The following is a 16,289-nucleotide window of genomic DNA, read 5'->3' as shown; positions in this document are numbered from 1 at the left end:
AACGGGCCCCGCGCGAACCGACCCAGTGGTGCCCGCGCCCGACGACTTCCCGAAGACGCAGCTGGTGCCGCGGCGCGACGTCGGCAGCGAGCTGCCGCCGGGCACCCGGCTGCAGGAGTACGTGGTCGAGGGGCTGGTGGGCGTCGGCGGCTTCAGCATCGTCTACCGCGCCCGCGACACGCGGCTGGGCCGCGTGGTGGCGCTCAAGGAATACATCCCGGCAGCGCTGGCCACGCGCGGCCCGGGCGGCGCGGTGGTGCCGCGCTCGGCGGCGCACCACGCCCACTTCGCGCTGGGCCTGAAGAGCTTCCTGAACGAGGCACGGCTGCTGGCGGCCTTCGACCACCCGGCGCTCGTCAAGGTGTACCGATTCTGGGCCGACAACGGCAGCGCCTACATGGTCATGCCCTTCTACGACGGCCTGACGCTGCGCAAGTGGCTGAACAACCTGGGCGCGCCGCCCAGCGAGGCCTGGCTGCGCGTGCTGGCCGGGCAGCTGATGCAGGCCCTGCACGCACTGCACAGCCAGCAGTGCTTCCACCGCGACATCGCACCCGACAACGTGCTGCTGCTGCACGACCGCCACGCAGCCGCCAGCTTCCTGGAGCAGCCGCCGCGGCCGCTGCTGCTGGACTTCGGCGCCGCACGGCGCGTCATCAGCGACGCGACGCAGAACCTCACCGCGATCCTCAAGCCCGGCTACTCGCCGGTGGAGCAGTACGACGGCGAGGGCACGATGCGCCAGGGCCCGTGGACCGACGTCTACGCGCTGTGCGCGCTGCTGTACACGGCACTCGCCGGCCAGGTGCCGCCGTCGGCGATCGCCCGCGTCGTGAAGGACGACCTGCCGCCGGCGCGCCAGGTCGGCGCCGGACGCTACGGCGCGCCCTTCCTCGCCGCCATCGACGCCGGCCTGGCGATCTGGCCCGCCGGCCGGCCGCAGGACATGGCGGCGCTGCAGGCGCTGTTCCTGCGCGACGAGGCCGCGCTGCCGCCGGTGCCGGCCCCGGCCGCGCCGGCCCCCGCGGCCGACCCCGCGCCGCCGGCACCATCCCGCCGCGGACTGCGCGGCTGGATCGCCTCAGGCTGGCGCCGCTGGTTCGGCTGAGACGGCGGCCGCCGCAGGCCTGCGCGCCGCCAGCGCGGCCTGCACGGCGGGCAGCAGCTGCTCCAGCGTGAACTCCTTCTGCACCACCGCCACCACGCCGGCCTGCGCGACCTCGACGCGCAAGTCCTCGGAGACGAAGCCCGAGGTCAGGATCACCGGCAGGCCGGGCTGGTGCCTTGCCGCCGCGCGGGCCAGGTCCAGGCCCGAGATCTCGGGCATGTTGAAGTCGGTGACCAGCAGGTCCCAGTCCACCGGGCCGGCCTGCAGCTGCGCCAGCGCCGCGCGCGGGTCGCTCTGCCCGCTGACCTGCCAGCCCTGGCGCTGCAACAGCTCGCAGGCCAGCGCCACCATCACCGGGTCGTCGTCCACGTACAGCAGGTGCTCGCCGCGGCCGCGCGGTGCGGTCGCGGCCGCCGGCGCCGGCCCTGCCCCGCCCACCGGCTGCAGCGGCGCCGCCAGCGGCAGGTACAGGTCGAAGCAGCTGCCCTGGCCAGGCACGCTGCGCACCGTGATCACGCCGCGGTGGGCCGCGACGACGCCATGCACCACCGACAGCCCCAGCCCCGTGCCCTGCCCCACCGGCTTGGTGGTGAAGAAGGGCTCGAAGACCCGCTGGCGCGTCTCGTCGTCCATGCCGCAACCGTCGTCCCGCACCCACAGGTGCGCGTACGGACCGGCCGGCTGGCCGACGACGGCGCCCGGGGCCACGGCACAGCGCTCCAGGCCGACCTCGATGTGCCCGCTGCTGCCCTGCATGGCATGCCAGGCGTTGGTGCACAGGTTCATCAGCACCTGCTGCATCTGCGCCGCGTCGGCGCCCACGTGCAGCGGCTCGGGCGGCAGCAGCAGCTGCAGTTCCACCTGCGCCGGCAGCGTCGAGCGCAGCAGCGCCGCGGTCTCCTGCAGCAGCGGCTGCAGCGGCTGCACCACCAGCGCCTGCGCGTGGCGCGGACCCTGGCGGCTGAAGGTGACGATCTGCTGCACGAGGCTGCGCGCGCGCTCGCTGGCCTGGCGGATCTGCGTCAGCCGCTCGCGCGCAGCGGGGTGGTCGGCCAGCTCGTGCTGCAGCAGCGCCACCTGCCCCAGCGTGGCGGCCAGGATGTTGTTGAAGTCGTGCGCGATGCCGCCGGCCAGCGTCCCGATGGCCTCCATCTTCTGCGACTGCAGCAGCTGCGCTTCCAGCGCGGCCCGGCGCTCGTCGGCCTGGCGCCGCGCGGTGATGTCGGTGACCATGGCCAGCTGCCCCGCGGGCCGGCCCTCGTCGTCGGTGACGGTGCTGGTGGACAGCGTGGCCCAGAGCACGCTGCCATCGGCGCGGCGCAGGCGCAGCTCGCGCTGCTGCACGGTGCCCGCGGCGAGCGCGGCGCAATCGGCCGGCTCCATGAAGTCGCTGCACGGGCGGCCGGCCAGCTGCGCCGCGCTGCAGCCCAGCAGCGCCTGCAGCTTGGGGTTGCTGAAGCTGGTGCGGCCCGCGGCATCGAGCATCCAGATGCCCTCGTCGGCGGTGTCGACGATGCGGCGGTACTGCTCGGCGCTGTCGCGCAGGCGGCGCGTCATCACGCGCGCGGCGGCAGTGGCGCGTTCGCGCGCCGTCACCAGCTGCCAGGTCAGCAGCGCCAGCAGCGCGCTGAAGGCCACGCCGGCGATGGCGATGCCGCGCACCACGTCGACCGCGCCCGCGTGCGCGAAGCCGTCGCGGCTGCGCACCTGCACCGTCCAGCTGCGGCCGGCGAAGCCGATGTACTCCTGCGCCTGCAGCGCCGCCTGCGGCAGCGCGATGCCCGCGACCTGCGGGAACAGCCGCGTGTCGTCGCCCATGCGCACGCCGTCGTAGACCAGCACGTCGATGCCCGGCAGGCCCTCGCCGTACAGGCTGGACATGACGTCGCGCACGCGGAAGCTGGCGCCGATCCAGCCCACCAGCCGCGCCTGGCGCAGCGCCACCGTGTCGGCCGGCTGCCGGCGCTCGAACACCGGCATGAACAGCATGAAGGCCGGTTCCACCGTCCCGGCGGCGGACGCCGGCACCCACAGGCGGCGCGTGATGGCCGCGCGGCCGGTGTCGCGCGCGCGCAGCATGGCCTCGCGCAGGTCGGGGTCGGCCAGCAGGTCGCGGCCCTGCAGCGCGCTGGCGTGTTCGCTGGCCGGCGCGGCCACCGCCACCACGGCGGTCTGCCGGTCGGCGCCCAGCGGTGCATAGGCCAGGCTGCGCAGGCCGCTGAAGTCGGCACCGCCGGCCAGCGCATCGACGTAGTTGTCGAAGTCGGCGGCGGTGACCTCGTCGGAGGACTCGAACAGCCCGCGCGTGCCGCGCAGCATCTGCTCGTAGCTGCTCACGCGCTGCTCGATGCGCGTGACGGCCTGGCGCAGCGCAAAGTCGAAGTTGTCCCGCAGGTGGCGCTGCTGCGACGCATGCTCGTGCTGCCACAGCCACGCCGTGATGGCCAGCGACAGCAGGCCCACGAGCACGGGCCACAGGACCGGGGGCAGACGGCGCAGTCGCACGCTCGGTGCCCTAGAAGCGCGTCATCTCGCGCGCCAGGTCGGGCTTGAAGTACTTCTCGAAGATGCGCTGCACGGTGCCATCGGCGCGCATGCCGTCGACCAGCGCGCGCCAGGCCTCCAGCTGCGCCGGCGGCAGCGCCTTCCTCGACATGATCAGCCCGTGCGGCACCGGCGGGTCGTCGAACTCGAGGATCTGCGTCTGCGCGCGGATGCGCGCGTTCTGCAGCGTCGGGTAGTCGAAGGGTTCGATGATCATGGCCTGCAGCTGGCCGTCCAGCAGCACCTCGTACAGCGGGTCGAGCGCGCTGGCGTAGCTGACGCGGCGCTGCGCCTCCAGCGCATCGACGAGGCGGTTGGCGCTGGCGCTGTAGCGGTAGCTGCGGATGGCGCCCAGCTTGAGCTCCGGGCGCGCCAGGAACTCGGCCGGGCTCTGCACGCCGGCATCCTTGTGCACCAGCAGGTAGTACTTGTTCGTGAAGGTCCAGGCGAACGCGGCGAAGCGTTCGCGCGCCGGGTTGCTGATGCCCGACAGGCTGAAGTCCAGCGCGCCCGACTCGACGAGCTGCCAGATGCGCGCGCGCGGCAGCAGCGTGGTGGTGATGCGGCACCCGCTGCGCTGCGCCAGCTCGTCGGCGAGGTCGCGGTCGATGCCCTGGCCGGTCTCGGCCGAGTACAGCAGGCCGTGCTCGTGCAGGCCCAGCGTCAGCGGGCGCGTGCAGTCGGGGCGCTCGGTGGCGGCCACGGGCAGCGCCGCGGCCACGGCCACGGCGACCACGGCGGCGGCCCGCACCGGGCGGCGCAGCAGGAACAGGAGATGCAGCATGGATCCACTCGGCATGCAGGAACGCCCAACGGAGATCGGCAGCAGGCGCCCGGACTTCAGGGCGGACTGCACAGACAATGCGCCATCGCGGCAAAGGGTCTGCCCGGGGCGCCGGCGGCGGCACCGGCCAGCCACGACAGGTCGTCGTGCACGGTCTGCCACAGCACGGCCGGCGCGCCTTGCAGCAGCGGCAGCGGGCCCGTGGCCGCCGCCGGCGGCCCCAGCGCGGTGGCGATCTCGGCGCCCAGCAGCGACAGCAGGCGCTCGGTGCGGCCGGGCTGCTGTTCGATGTAGACGACGCGGTGGCCGTCGCCGAGCTGCGCGCGCTGCGCCGCCGCGGCCAGCGCGTCGGCGAAGCTGCCGGTGCGGTCCACCAGGCCGCGTTCGCGCGCCTGCGCGCCGGTCCAGACGCGGCCGCCGGCCACGGCGTTGATGGCGTCGGGCGTGGTCTTGCGCGCGGTGGCTGCCCGGCTCGTGAAGTCGGCGTAGATGTGGTCGATGCTGCTCTGGATGACCTGCGCGAAGCGCGGGTCGAGGCCGCGCCGCAGGTCGTAGGCGTCGACCAGCCACGTGGTGGTGTGGCCGCCGGTGCGCACGCCCAGCTGGTCCAGCGCGCGTTCGGCGCTGGGCAGCAGCGCCACCACGCCGATCGAGCCGGTGATGGTGGTCTCGTCGGCGATCACCTCGTCGGCCGCCAGCCCGATCCAGTAGCCGCCCGAGGCCGCCAGGTCGCCCATCGACACCACCACGGGCTTGCCGGCCTGGCGCGTCAGCTCCAGCTCGCGGCGCACGAGTTCGCTGCCGAAGGCGCTGCCGCCGGGCGAGTCCACGCGCAGCACGATGGCCTTGATGGCCTGGTCGTCGCGGGCGCGACGCACCAGCTCGGCGGTGGACAGACCGCCGATGGCCCCGCCGCCGGCCTGTCCGTCGACGATGCCGCCTTCGGCCACGATGACGCCGACGGCCTCGCTGCCGGTGGGCCGCTTCACGCGCTGCAGGTAGGCCTCGTAGGGGATCTGGCGGAAGCTGGGGCCGTCGCGGGCGCCCTGCTCGATCAGCGAGGCGCGCAGCTGGTCGCGCGTCTTCAGCGCGTCGACGAGCTGCTCCTTCAGCGCCAGCTTCGCCAGGTCGCCGCCCACCGCGGCCAGGCGTTCGGGCAGCTGCTCGATCGTGGCGCTGATGCTGCCGGCCGGCAGCTTGCGCGCGCGCTCGACGCCGCCGGTGTAGGCCGCCCACAGCGTGTCGTACAGCAGCCGGTCGGCTTCCAGCGTCTCGGCCGACGGCTCGCTGGCGACGAAGCTCTCGGCCGCGTTCTTGTACGCGCCCACGCGCAGCACGTGCGCGGTGACGCCGAACTTGTCGAGTGCGTCCTTGTAGTAGTTGCGGTGGCCGCCGAAGCCTTCGATCAGCACCGCGCCCATCGGGTGCAGCCAGACCTCGGTGGCGTGCGCCGCCAGGTAGTACTGGCGCTGGTCGAAGCCCGAGCCCCAGGCCACGACCGGCTTGCCGCTGGCCTTGAAGCGCTCGATGGCGGCCGCAATCTCGCGCAGCGTCGGCAACCCGGCGCCCGCGAAGTCGTCGAGCACCAGCACCGCGCGCGCGATGGCCGGGTCCTGGGCGGCGGCGTCCAGCGCGGTCAGCACGTCGCGCAGCCGCGCCTGCTGCAGCGGCTGGCCGCGCAGCTGCTTCAGCGCGTTCTCGCGCATGCTGCCGTGGAACTGCTCGTGCACCGGGCCGCGCAGCGCCAGCACCAGCGCGGTGTTGTCCTGCAGCGGCGGCGGCGCGGTGTTGCGCAGCAGCAGCCACGCCAGCCCGGCCAGCAGCAGCAGGAACAGCAGGTTCAGCAGTGTGCGCCGGCTGGCGTCGACCAGCCACCACAGCCAGGCGAGGGCGCCGCGCAGGCGGCTGAACACGGTGGGGGACGTCGTGGCGATGGTGCTCTCCGGAAGGCGCGGCGGCGGCGCAGAACGCCAGCGTACGCCATCCGGCCGGGAGCCTGCAGGGGCATCGGCCACAATCCTGCCCGCACATGCAGGCCATCCTCGCCGTCACCGTCCCGTTCTTCGCCCTGGTGCTGGCCGGTTATCTGGCGGGGCGCCGCCACGTGCTGCCCGAAAGCGCGATCCCCGGGCTCAACGCCTTCGTGCTGTATTTCGCGCTGCCGTGCCTGCTGTTCCGCTTCGGCATGAACACGCCGGTGCTGGAGCTGCTGAACCCCGCGGTGCTGGCCACCTGGCTGCTGGCAGCGGCGCTGATCGTGTTCCTGACGATCACGCTGTCGCTGAACGACCGCGTCGGGCTCAAGGACGCGTCGTTCGGCGCGCTGGTGGCGAGCTTCCCGAACACCGGCTTCATGGGCGTGCCGCTGGTGGTGGCGCTGCTCGGCCCGGCTGCGGCCGGGCCGGTGATCTGCATCGTGGTGGCCGACCTGTTCGTCACCACCTCCGCCTGCATCGCCATCGCGCAGGCGCACGAGGCCTCGGGCCACGGCTCGCGCACCGCGGCGCTGCGGGCGTTGCGCGGTGCGCTGTCGAACCCGCTGCCGTGGTCCGTGGTGGCCGGCGCGCTGATGGGCCTGGCCGGCCTGCAGCTGCCCGGGCCGCTGGACGTGATGGTGAAGATGCTGGCCGACGCCTCGACGCCGGTGGCGCTGTTCACGATCGGCGCCGTGCTCTGGCGCGCCGGCCAGCATGCGCACACGCGCACGCCGCCGGCCGACTTCGTGCCCGTGGCACTGGTGAAGAACCTGCTGCACCCGCTGCTGGTGCTGGCGCTGGGCAGCGCGCTGCTGGTGCTGGGCGCGCCGCTGTCGCCCTACCAGCTGGGCGTGCTGGTGCTGGCCGCCGCGCTGCCAAGCGCCAGCAACGTCTCGTTGCTGGCCGAGCGCTACCAGGCCGACAACGGCCGCATCGCGCGCATCATCATGGCCAGCACGGCGCTGGCCTTCTTGACCTTCTCGGGCACGGCCTGGCTGTTCAGCCCCGGCGCGGGCTGACGCCGCGCCGGGGCCGGCCCGGCTCAGGCCTTGCGCCGCCCGAGCAGCGCGTACAGCAGGATCGCGCCGAAGGTGGCGGTGCCGATGCCGCCGAGCGCGAAGTCGCCGAACTTCAGCGTGTAGTCACCCGTGCCCAGCACCAGCGTGATCGCGGCGACGATGAGGTTGGTGTTGTCCGAGAAGTCGACCTTGTTGTCGACCCAGATCTTCGCGCCGGCCACCGCGATGAGGCCGAACACGACGATCGACACGCCGCCCATCACCGCCAGCGGGATGGCCTGGATCAGCGCGCCGAACTTGGGGCTGAAGCCCAGCAGCACCGCGATCAGCGCGGCCACGACGAACATCGCGGTGGAGTAGATCTTGGTGGCGGCCATGACGCCGATGTTCTCGGCGTAGGTGGTGACGCCGGTGCCGCCGCTGGCGCCCGAGACCATCGTGGCGATGCCGTCGCCGACGAAGGCGCGGCCCATGTCGCGGTCGAGGTTGCGGCCGGTCATCGCCGAGACGGCCTTGATGTGGCCCAGGTTCTCGGCCACGAGGATGATGGCCACCGGCGCGATCAGCAGCATCGCGCGGCCGTCGAACACGGGTGCCGCGAAGTTCGGCAGGCCGAACCAGGCGGCGTTGGCGATGCCGCTGGCGTCGATCGGCTTGCCCAGCCCGAGGCCGTTGGTCAGCAGCGCGTACAGCAGGCTGGCGACGATGAGGCCCACCAGGATCAGCAGCCGCTGCGTCATGCCCCGCGTGTACACCGCGACCACGGCCACGCACAGGAACGTGAGGCCCTGCATCCAGGCGTCGAAGCCGGTGGGCGCCATGTTCTTGATCGGGATGCCGGCCAGGTTCAGGCCGATCACCGCGACCACCGCGCCGGTCACCACGGGCGGCATCAGGCGTTCGATCCAGCCGGTGCCGGTGGCCATCACCAGCAGGCCGATGGCGGTGTACAGCACACCGCAGGCAATGATGCCGCCCAGCGCCACGCCGAGGTTGGCGTTGGCGCCACCCCCCGCGTAGCCGGTGGCGGCGATGACGACACCGATGAACGCGAAGCTGCTGCCCAGGTAGCTGGGCACGCGGCCGCCGACGATGACGAAGAAGATCAGCGTGCCGACGCCGCTCATCAGGATCGCGACGTTGGGGTCGAAGCCCATCAGCAGCGGCGCCAGCACCGTGGCGCCGAACATCGCGATGACGTGCTGCACGCCCATCGCCACGGTCTGCGGCCAGGGCAGGCGTTCGTCGGGGGCGACGACCACGCCGGGGGTAGGCGCGACGCGGCGCCAGGTGGGGATCAGGCTCATGGGGGGCTCCTCGTTCTTGTGCAGGCGGGCCCACGCAGCGGGCCCGGCCGGAGCGCAGTGTACGGAGCTTCAGATCGCCAGCGGGTCCACGTCCACCGCCCAGCGCAGCACGCCCTTGTGCTGGCTGCGCAGCGGCTGCAGCTGCGGCAGCCAGCCGGCCAGGAAGCGCTGCAGCGCCGGGCGCGAGGGCGACTCCAGCAGCATCTGCAGCCGCTCCACGTCGGCCACGCGCGAGACGGCCGGCGGCACCACCGGGTAGACGCTGATGTGCGACGCGCCGGCGGCCAGCGCGGCCGCGGCGTTCAGGAACTCGGTGGCGGCCTGCACCGTCTTCGCCTCGGCCCGCACCAGCGCCAGGTGGCTGAAGGGCGGCAGGCTGGCGCTGCGGCGCTCGTCCAGCTGACTGGCGGCGAACGCGGCGTAGTCGTGCCGCTTCAGCGCCGCGTACAGCGCGTGCGTGGGGTGCCAGGTCTGGATCCACATCTCGCTGCGCGCGGCCTGCTCGGCATCGCGCCCGGCGCGGCCGGCGGCCTGCATCAGCAGCGCAAACAGCCGCTCGGGCGCGCGGAAGTCGCTGGCGAACAGCGCCGCGTCGGCGTTCACGCTGGCCACCAGCGTGATGCGGCGGAAGTCGTGGCCCTTGGCCACCATCTGCGTGCCCACCAGCACGTCCACGTCGCCGGCATGCACGGCCGAGAGCTGGCTTTCCAGCGCGCCCACGGCACGCGTGCTGTCGGCGTCGATGCGGGCCACGCGCGCGCCGGGCAGCAGCGCCGCCAGCTGCTCTTCGAGCTTCTCGGTGCCGCGCCCCACCGGGGCGATGTCGAGGTTGCCGCAGTCGGGGCAGGCGCGCGGCACGCGTTCGGTGAAACCGCAGTGGTGGCAGCGCAGCGTGCGGTCGAGCTTGTGGAACACACGCCAGGCGCTGCAGTGCGGGCAGCCGCTCTTCCAGCCGCAGGCGCCGCAGTGCAGCACCGGCGCGTAGCCGCGGCGGTTCAGCAGCAGCAGGCTCTGCTCGCCGCGTTCCAGCCGCTGGCGGATGGCCTCCAGCAGCGGCGGCGCCAGCGCCGGCTGCTCGACGCCGCGCTCGCGCGGCAGCGTGTTCATGTCGAACAGGCGCACGCGCGGCATCGCGCCACCGCCGATGCGCTGGTCCAGCGCCAGCCGGCGGTAGCGGCCTTCCTGCACACGCTGCCAGGTCTCCAGCGACGGCGTGGCCGAGCCCAGCAGCACCGGCACGCCGGCATCCACCGCGCGCCACACCGCGAGGTCGCGCGCCGAGTAGCGCGCGCCTTCCTGCTGCTTGAAGCTGGGGTCGTGCTCCTCGTCCACCACCACCAGCCCCAGCCGCGGCAGCGGTGCGAACACCGCCAGCCGCGTGCCCAGCACCAGGTCGGCCCCGCCCAGGTGCGCCAGCATCCAGTGGCGCAGGCGCTGCGCCGGCGTCAGCGCGCTGTGCAGGCTGACCAGCCGCCGGCCCGGGAAGCGCGCGGCAAAGCGCGCTTCGAGCTGCGGCGTCAGGTTGATCTCGGGCACCAGCACCAGCACCTGCCGGCCCTGCGCCAGCGCGGCGTCGGCGGCGCGCAGGTAGACCTCGGTCTTGCCGCTGCCGGTGACGCCGTGCAGCAGCGCCGGCGTGCTGCCGTTCCCCGGACCTGCCAGCGCTGCCAGCGCCGCGGCCTGCTCGTCGGTGAGCGGCGGCAGCGCCGGGGGGTCGGCGGCGGGCGGCAGCGGCGGCAGCTTCTGCAGCTTGGCCACACGCCGGCCGAGCTGCGTGTTGTCGAGCTTGCGCAACTCGGGCGGCAGCACGGCCAGCGCCAGTTCGCCGACACCGCGCTGGTAGTAGGCCGCCGCGAAGTCCACCAGGCGGCGCCACGCGTCTCCCAACGGCGGCAAGGCGTCCAGCGCCTCGGCAACCGGGCGCAGCTGCCCGTCGGTGGCAGCGCTGTCGGGCGCGGCGTCCCACACGATGCCGGGCACCTCGCGGCGGCCCAGCGGCACGCGCAGCAGCGTGCCGGGCGCGAGTGGCTGCTCACACAGGTAGTCGAGCAACCCGCCCAACGACGCATGCTGCGGCGTCTCGACCGCGACGACGCAGCGCGCGGCCGCGCTCATCGCCGGACCTGCGGCAGTTGCACCGGACATCTCGGTTTCACCTCAACGAACGTGCCCAAGTGCCTGATTGGCAACGACTTTTGAAGCTGCCCACAGAAATTGTGGATAACTTTGTGGGAAACCTGCGTCCAGCGCCGCCAAGTGCTTGATTTTGCGGGCCGTGGCTTGGATTGCGCGCTGCGCGGGCAGCGATCGACTCTCAACAAAATCAATGACTTAGCACAAATCAGGGCAAGCACGGATGGCATCTGGAGGGCGCCGATCTGCCTTCCGGGCCTAGCCGCGTTTTTGGGGATAAGTCAAGCGCCGACACGGTTGTTGTGTCGGCTGAGCACTCACTTACCGGCCGGCGGCGGCAGCACGCTGCTGGCGCGAATGGCGGTGCACGGCCTCGACCAGCGCCGTCACGTGCTCGGGCGGCGTGTGCTGGCTGATGCCGTGGCCGAGGTTGAAGATGTGGCCGTCCCAGCGGCCGTCGGGCCGCTGCGGCGGGCCGAAGGCGTCGAGCACGGCCATGGCCTCGCGCGCGATGGCCTCGGGCGGCGCGAACAGCACGTTGGGGTCCAGGTTGCCCTGCAGCGCCACGCGGTCGCCGACCGCGGCGCGGGCCTTCGACAGGTTGACGGTCCAGTCCAGGCCCACCACATCGGCGCCGATCGCGGCGATCTCCTCCAGCCACGGGCCGCCGCCCTTCGTGAACACGATCACCGGCACCGGGGCGCCGTCGGCCGTGTGGCGCTTCAGGCCCTGCACCACGCGGCGCGTGTAGTCGAGGCTGAAGCGCTGGAAGGCGCCGTCGGCGAGCACGCCGCCCCAGCTGTCGAAGACCATCACGGCCTGCGCGCCGGCGTCGATCTGGGTGTTCAGGTAGAGCGTGACCGCCTCGGCGTTGACGGCCAGGATGCGGTGCATCAGGTCGGGGCGGCTGTACATCAGCGTCTTGACGAGGCGGTAGTCGTCGCTGCCCGCGCCTTCGACCATGTAGCAGCCCAGGGTCCAGGGGCTGCCCGAGAAGCCGATCAGCGGCACGCGCCCGTTCAGCGCGCGGCGGATCGACGTCACGGCGTCGAACACGTAGCGCAGCTTGTCCATGTCGGGCACCTGCAGCGCGGCCACCGCGGCCTCGTCGCGCACCGGGTGCGCGAAGCGCGGGCCCTCGCCGGCACCGAAGCTCAGGCCCAGGCCCATCGCGTCGGGCACGGTGAGGATGTCGCTGAAGAGGATGGCCGCGTCCAGCGGGTAGCGGTCCAGCGGCTGCAGCGTCACCTCGGTGGCGTACTGCGGGTTCGTGGCCAGGCCCATGAAGCTGTTGCCGGCCTGCACGCGCGTGGCCTTGTACTCGGGCAGGTAGCGGCCGGCCTGGCGCATCAGCCAGACGGGCGTGTGGTCGGTGGGTTGGCGCAGGCAGGCGCGCAGGAAGGTGTCGTTCAGCAGCGGTGCGGTCATCGAACGATTATGAAGTGCCGAGCCAGGCCGCCAAGGCGGGCAAGCCCCCGGCCGCGCCCGCCTGCGCGGCCAGCCACAGCGTCTCGGGCGCCAGCACGCGCGTGCCGGGCCGGGCCGCGGGCAGCAACTGCGCCAGCTGCACGGCCAGCGCCGCCAGCACCACCGCGCGCACCGGCTGCTCGCGCTGCGGCACCATCCACTGCAGCTGGCCCAGCCACCACGCGGCAAAGCGCTGCAGCCGCGAGCCCGTGGCCCCCGCGCCGCCGCCTTGCGCCGCGCGCAGGAACACCAGCTGCTCGAAGCCGAGCGCCGCCACCGCGCCTTCGGCCTGCGAAGCGAAGCCCGCCTTCAGCGCGTGCGGCAGCAGCGCAGGCGCATGCGGCACCACCACCAGCAGCCGGCGCACGCCGGCCGCGTGCAGGCCCTGCGCCAGCGCGAGCAGCTGGTCCGGGTCGGGCTGGAAGAAGGCGTCGTCGCGGCCATTGCTGTGGCGTGCGCGCTCGAACACGACGAAGGCGACGTCGGCCTGCACCGCCGCGGCGCCGTCCAGCAGGGCCTGCACGCCGCAGGTCTGCAGCCCGCGCAGTGCCGATGTCAGTGGCCCCGCGACGACCGCCGCCACCTGCTGGAAGCGCCCGGCCACCAAGGCCTCGGCCAGCACCGCGCTGCCCAGCGTGCCGCCCGCGCCCACCACCAGCGCGCGCTGCAGCCGCGGCAGCGGCTCGGCCGTGCCCTGGGCGGCGCCGCGCAGCGCGTGGTGCAGCAGGTCGGGAGAGGAAGGCGTCAACGGTCGGGCCTGTCGGGCACTTGAATGCGCATTGTCACGCCCCACCTGGACGGCGCGAGTAGCATCGACCGCACAACCACAGGAGGACTGCACCATGGGCTGGAAGACGGGCTTGAAGACCTGGATCGCCGCCGGCACCGCCGTGCTGGCGCTGAGCGGCTGCGGCTACAACGACTTCCAGCGCCTGGACGAGCAGGTCAAGGCCGGTTGGAGCGAGGTGCTGAACCAGTACCAGCGCCGCGCCGACCTGATCCCCAACATCGTCGCCACCGTGAAGGGCGAGGCCAACTTCGAGCAGGAGACGCTGACGAAGGTGATCGAGGCGCGTGCCAAGGCCACCAGCATCCAGGCCACGCCCGAGCTCATCAACGACCCCGAGGCCTTCAACAAGTTCCAGGCCGCGCAAGGCGAGCTGTCGGGCGCCTTGAGCCGGCTGCTGGTGACCGTGGAGCAGTACCCGAACCTGAAGGCCAACCAGGGTTTCCAGGACCTGCGCGTGCAGCTCGAGGGCACCGAGAACCGCATCACCGTGGCGCGCAACCGCTACATCAAGACGGTGCAGGAATACAACGTGCTGACGCGCAGCTTCCCGACCAACCTCACGGCGATGGTGTTCAGCTATGGCGTCAAGCCCAGCTTCACGGTGCAGAACGAGGCCCAGATCAGCGCGCCGCCGGCGGTGAGCTTCGACAAGCCGGCGTCGAAGTAGCGCGCCGATGCGCCTGCTGCCGACTCGGCTGCTCAGCCTGCTGCTGAGCCTGCTGCTGGCACTGCTGCTGCCGGCCGCGGCGCAGGCGCAGCAGGAACTGCCGGTGCCGCCGCTGAGCGGCCGCGTCATCGACCAGACCGGCACGCTGAGCGCGGCGCAGGCGCAGGCGCTCGACGCCAAGCTGGCGGCCTTCGAGGCCCAGGCCGGGCCGCAGATCGTGCTGCTGCTGGTGCCGGCCACGGCGCCCGAGGACATCGCGGCCTACGCGCAGCGTGTCGCCGACCAGTGGAAGATCGGCCGCCGCGACGTCGGCGACGGTGTGCTGCTGGTGGTGGCCAAGGACGAACGCCGCGTGCGCATCGAGGTGGCCAAGGCGCTGGAAGGCGCGATCCCCGACCTCGCGGCGCGGCAGATCATCGACCGCGCGATCCGCCCGGCCTTCCGGGCCGACGACTACGCCGGCGGCCTCAACGCCGCGGTCGACCTGCTGGTGCAACGCATCCGCGGCGAGGACCTGCCGCTGCCGGGTGCCAGCGAACGCGCCCGGCCCGGGCTGCAGTGGGACGAGCTGGGCATGTTCCTGTTCGTGGCCGTGCCGCTGATCGGCACGGTGCTGGGCCGCATCGTCGGCCGCAAGCTGGGCGCGGTGCTCACCGCGGGGGCTGCCGGCGGCATCGCCTGGTTCCTCACCGCCAGCGTGCTGCTGGCCGTGGGCGCGGGCGTGGTGGCGCTGGTGCTGGTGGCGGTGTTCGGCATCGGCTCGGCGCTGCGCTCGCTGGGCGGGCACCGCGGCGGGCCCACCATCGGGGGCTGGAGCGGCGGCGGCGGCTTCGGTGGCGGTGGTGGCGGATTCGGTGGTGGCGGCGGCGGGTTCTCGTCCGGCGGCGGCGGCGACTTCGGCGGCGGCGGCGCCTCGGGAGACTGGTAGACCATGCAGCTTGCACGCCTGATCCGGCACCGCTGGAGCGACGAACCCGACGCGCGCCGCGCGCTCGGCCCCGAGACCCTGGCGCGGCTGGAGGCACGCGTGCGCGCCGGCGAGGCCCGCCACAGCGGCGAGATCCGCATCAGCGTCGAAGCCGCGCTGCCGTGGTCGTACCTCTGGAACGACCTGACGGCACGCGACCGCGCGGTCACGCTGTTCGGCAAGCTGCGCGTGTGGGACACCGAGCACAACAACGGCGTGCTGATCTACCTGCTGCTGGCCGAACACGCGATCGAGATCGTGGCCGACCGCGGCCTGGCGCGGCACGTGCCCGCCGCGCAGTGGCAGGCGCTGGTGGACGGCATGCGCGAGGCCTTCCGTGCCGGGCGCTTCGAGGAAGGCCTGCTGCAGGCGGTGGACGCGGTGGATGCGCTGCTGCTTCAGCACTACCCGCTGGCCGCGGGCGAGGCCAATCCGAACGAACTGCCCGACCGGGTGGACCTGCGCTGACGCCGGCCCGGACGCCCTTCAGGCGCTGACGCGGCAGGCCGTCTGCGAGCCGCTCCAGTCGGCCAGCGGCCCGTCGAGCAGCGCCCCGCGGCGCGCGGCGGTCATCTCGGCGACCACGCTGAGCGCGATCTCCGGCGGCGTCTTGCCGCCCAGGTTCAGCCCCACCGGGCCGCGCAGCTTCGCCACCTCGGCTTCGCTGACGTCGAACTGCAGCAACCGCTGCCGGCGCGCGTCGTTGTTGCGCCGCGAGCCCAGAGCGCCGACGTAGAACGCCGGCGTCTTCAGCGCCTCCATCAGCGCCAGGTCGTCGAGCTTGGGGTCGTGCGTCACGGCCACGAGCGCGCTGTTGGCGTCGAAGTTCATCGCGATGACCAGGTCGTCGGGCATCAGGCGGCTGAGCGTCACGCCTTCCATGGCGTCCCAGCCCTCGTGGTATTCCTCGCGCGGGTCGCAGACCGTGACGCGGTAGTCCAGCATCACCGCCATGCTGGCCAGGTAGCGGCTCAGCTGGCCGCCGCCGATGATGACCAGCCGCAGGCGCGGGCCGTGCACGGTGTCGAGCACCTGGCCGTCGAAGTGCAGCGCGTCGCCGTCGTCGCAGGGGCGCAGGCCGACCAGCCCGGTGGCCAGCTCGAGCCGCCGGCGCACGACGCGGTGTTCCTCGATCGCCGACAGCAGCTCGCGCAGCATCGACTGCGCGCCCAGCGGCTCCAGCACGATCTGCACGGTGCCGCCGCAGGGCAGGCCGAAGCGCTGCGCCTCCTCGGCGCTGACGCCGTAGGTCGTGCTCTGCGGCAGCCGCGACGCGAGCTCGCCGCGCTTGACGCGGCCAATGAGATCGTCCTCGATGCAGCCGCCCGACAGCGAGCCGGCGACCTGGCCGTCGTCGCGGATGATCATCAGGCTGCCCGGCGGGCGCGGGCTGCTGCCCCAGGTGCGCACCACGGTGCCCAGCACGACGCGGTGGCCGCGGTTCATCCAGTCCATCGCGGTGCGGACGACTTCGACATCCATGCTGTTCATCGGGGGCTCCTGCGTTGACGCCTGCCGGCGCGGCGG

The 16,289-nt window shown here is 73.1% G+C and carries 13 protein-coding genes; 5 read left to right on the top strand and 8 right to left on the bottom strand.

What is annotated here, in order from left to right:
- Positions 1 to 28 precede the first annotated feature (28 nt).
- On the top strand, positions 29 to 1,108 hold the full coding sequence (locus tag ACPOLB_RS16660; protein WP_425257138.1) for a serine/threonine-protein kinase: 1,080 nt from the start codon (positions 29 to 31) through the stop codon (positions 1,106 to 1,108).
- Here ACPOLB_RS16660 and ACPOLB_RS16655 read toward each other — a convergent pair.
- The 3 genes from ACPOLB_RS16655 to sppA are packed head-to-tail and all read right to left on the bottom strand — an operon-like array spanning position 1,082 to position 6,349.
- On the bottom strand, positions 1,082 to 3,613 hold the full coding sequence (locus ACPOLB_RS16655) for a CHASE domain-containing protein (protein WP_425257137.1): 2,532 nt from the start codon (positions 3,611 to 3,613) through the stop codon (positions 1,082 to 1,084). The two genes, ACPOLB_RS16660 and ACPOLB_RS16655, sit on opposite strands and share 27 nt — an antisense overlap.
- Positions 3,614 to 3,623: 10 nt before the next feature.
- Positions 3,624 to 4,436: a substrate-binding periplasmic protein gene (locus tag ACPOLB_RS16650; RefSeq protein WP_425257136.1), complete on the bottom strand. Its 813-nt coding sequence runs from the start codon at positions 4,434 to 4,436 to the stop codon at positions 3,624 to 3,626.
- Positions 4,437 to 4,492: 56 nt separating this feature from the next.
- Positions 4,493 to 6,349: a signal peptide peptidase SppA gene (sppA, locus tag ACPOLB_RS16645; RefSeq protein ID WP_425257135.1), complete on the bottom strand. Its 1,857-nt coding sequence runs from the start codon at positions 6,347 to 6,349 to the stop codon at positions 4,493 to 4,495.
- A 116-nt stretch (positions 6,350 to 6,465) separates the two neighbouring features.
- On the opposite strand from sppA, the gene ACPOLB_RS16640 reads away from it, so the two are divergent.
- Positions 6,466 to 7,431: an AEC family transporter gene (locus tag ACPOLB_RS16640; RefSeq protein ID WP_425257134.1), complete on the top strand. Its 966-nt coding sequence runs from the start codon at positions 6,466 to 6,468 to the stop codon at positions 7,429 to 7,431.
- A 23-nt stretch (positions 7,432 to 7,454) separates the two neighbouring features.
- On the opposite strand, the gene ACPOLB_RS16635 is transcribed toward ACPOLB_RS16640, so the two are convergent.
- The 4 genes from ACPOLB_RS16635 to ACPOLB_RS16620 form a co-directional block, all read right to left on the bottom strand.
- A complete protein-coding gene (locus ACPOLB_RS16635; RefSeq protein ID WP_425257133.1) occupies positions 7,455 to 8,738 on the bottom strand; it encodes a solute carrier family 23 protein in 1,284 nt (427 codons plus the stop codon).
- A 69-nt stretch (positions 8,739 to 8,807) separates the two neighbouring features.
- Positions 8,808 to 10,853, bottom strand: a complete 2,046-nt coding sequence (locus ACPOLB_RS16630; RefSeq protein ID WP_425257131.1) for a primosomal protein N' — start codon at positions 10,851 to 10,853, stop codon at positions 8,808 to 8,810.
- A 339-nt stretch (positions 10,854 to 11,192) separates the two neighbouring features.
- The gene (gene hemE / locus ACPOLB_RS16625) at positions 11,193 to 12,299 is read right to left on the bottom strand and encodes a uroporphyrinogen decarboxylase (protein WP_425257130.1); all 1,107 of its coding nucleotides are present in this window, start codon (positions 12,297 to 12,299) and stop codon (positions 11,193 to 11,195) included.
- Between the two features lie 7 nt (positions 12,300 to 12,306).
- Positions 12,307 to 13,086, bottom strand: a complete 780-nt coding sequence (locus ACPOLB_RS16620) for a hypothetical protein (RefSeq protein ID WP_425257129.1) — start codon at positions 13,084 to 13,086, stop codon at positions 12,307 to 12,309.
- A gap of 94 nt (positions 13,087 to 13,180) precedes the next feature.
- On the opposite strand from ACPOLB_RS16620, the gene ACPOLB_RS16615 reads away from it, so the two are divergent.
- Genes ACPOLB_RS16615 through ACPOLB_RS16605 form a run of 3 tightly spaced genes read left to right on the top strand, consistent with a single transcriptional unit; the run spans position 13,181 to position 15,230 of the window.
- The gene (locus tag ACPOLB_RS16615; protein ID WP_425257127.1) at positions 13,181 to 13,795 is read left to right on the top strand and encodes a LemA family protein; all 615 of its coding nucleotides are present in this window, start codon (positions 13,181 to 13,183) and stop codon (positions 13,793 to 13,795) included.
- Between the two features lie 7 nt (positions 13,796 to 13,802).
- Positions 13,803 to 14,723, top strand: coding sequence for a TPM domain-containing protein (locus ACPOLB_RS16610; protein ID WP_425257126.1), 921 nt, complete (start codon positions 13,803 to 13,805; stop codon positions 14,721 to 14,723).
- A 3-nt stretch (positions 14,724 to 14,726) separates the two neighbouring features.
- Positions 14,727 to 15,230, top strand: coding sequence for a TPM domain-containing protein (locus tag ACPOLB_RS16605; RefSeq protein WP_425257125.1), 504 nt, complete (start codon positions 14,727 to 14,729; stop codon positions 15,228 to 15,230).
- Between the two features lie 18 nt (positions 15,231 to 15,248).
- Here the strand turns inward: ACPOLB_RS16605 and ACPOLB_RS16600 are convergent, their stop codons facing one another.
- On the bottom strand, positions 15,249 to 16,253 hold the full coding sequence (locus ACPOLB_RS16600; RefSeq protein ID WP_425257124.1) for an XdhC family protein: 1,005 nt from the start codon (positions 16,251 to 16,253) through the stop codon (positions 15,249 to 15,251).
- Positions 16,254 to 16,289: the final 36 nt, after the last annotated feature.

Origin of the sequence: Rubrivivax soli (assembly GCF_049810355.1) — a bacterium.
Taxonomy (GTDB): Bacteria; Pseudomonadota; Gammaproteobacteria; order Burkholderiales; family Burkholderiaceae_C; genus Rubrivivax.
Note: the sequence above shows the minus strand (reverse complement) of the source record. Positions and strands in the feature narration are given on the sequence as shown.

Excerpts from the sequence above, each read along its gene's own strand:
- ACPOLB_RS16650 (WP_425257136.1), bottom strand. The coding sequence starts at position 4,436 with ATGCTGCATCTCCTGTTCCTGCTGCGCCGCCCGGTGCGGGCCGCCGCC.
- ACPOLB_RS16640 (WP_425257134.1), top strand. The coding sequence starts at position 6,466 with ATGCAGGCCATCCTCGCCGTCACCGTCCCGTTCTTCGCCCTGGTGCTG.
- ACPOLB_RS16635 (WP_425257133.1), bottom strand. The coding sequence starts at position 8,738 with ATGAGCCTGATCCCCACCTGGCGCCGCGTCGCGCCTACCCCCGGCGTG.
- ACPOLB_RS16630 (WP_425257131.1), bottom strand. The coding sequence starts at position 10,853 with ATGAGCGCGGCCGCGCGCTGCGTCGTCGCGGTCGAGACGCCGCAGCAT.
- hemE (WP_425257130.1), bottom strand. The coding sequence starts at position 12,299 with ATGACCGCACCGCTGCTGAACGACACCTTCCTGCGCGCCTGCCTGCGC.
- ACPOLB_RS16615 (WP_425257127.1), top strand. The coding sequence starts at position 13,181 with ATGGGCTGGAAGACGGGCTTGAAGACCTGGATCGCCGCCGGCACCGCC.
- ACPOLB_RS16610 (WP_425257126.1), top strand. The coding sequence starts at position 13,803 with ATGCGCCTGCTGCCGACTCGGCTGCTCAGCCTGCTGCTGAGCCTGCTG.
- ACPOLB_RS16605 (WP_425257125.1), top strand. The coding sequence starts at position 14,727 with ATGCAGCTTGCACGCCTGATCCGGCACCGCTGGAGCGACGAACCCGAC.
- ACPOLB_RS16600 (WP_425257124.1), bottom strand. The coding sequence starts at position 16,253 with ATGAACAGCATGGATGTCGAAGTCGTCCGCACCGCGATGGACTGGATG.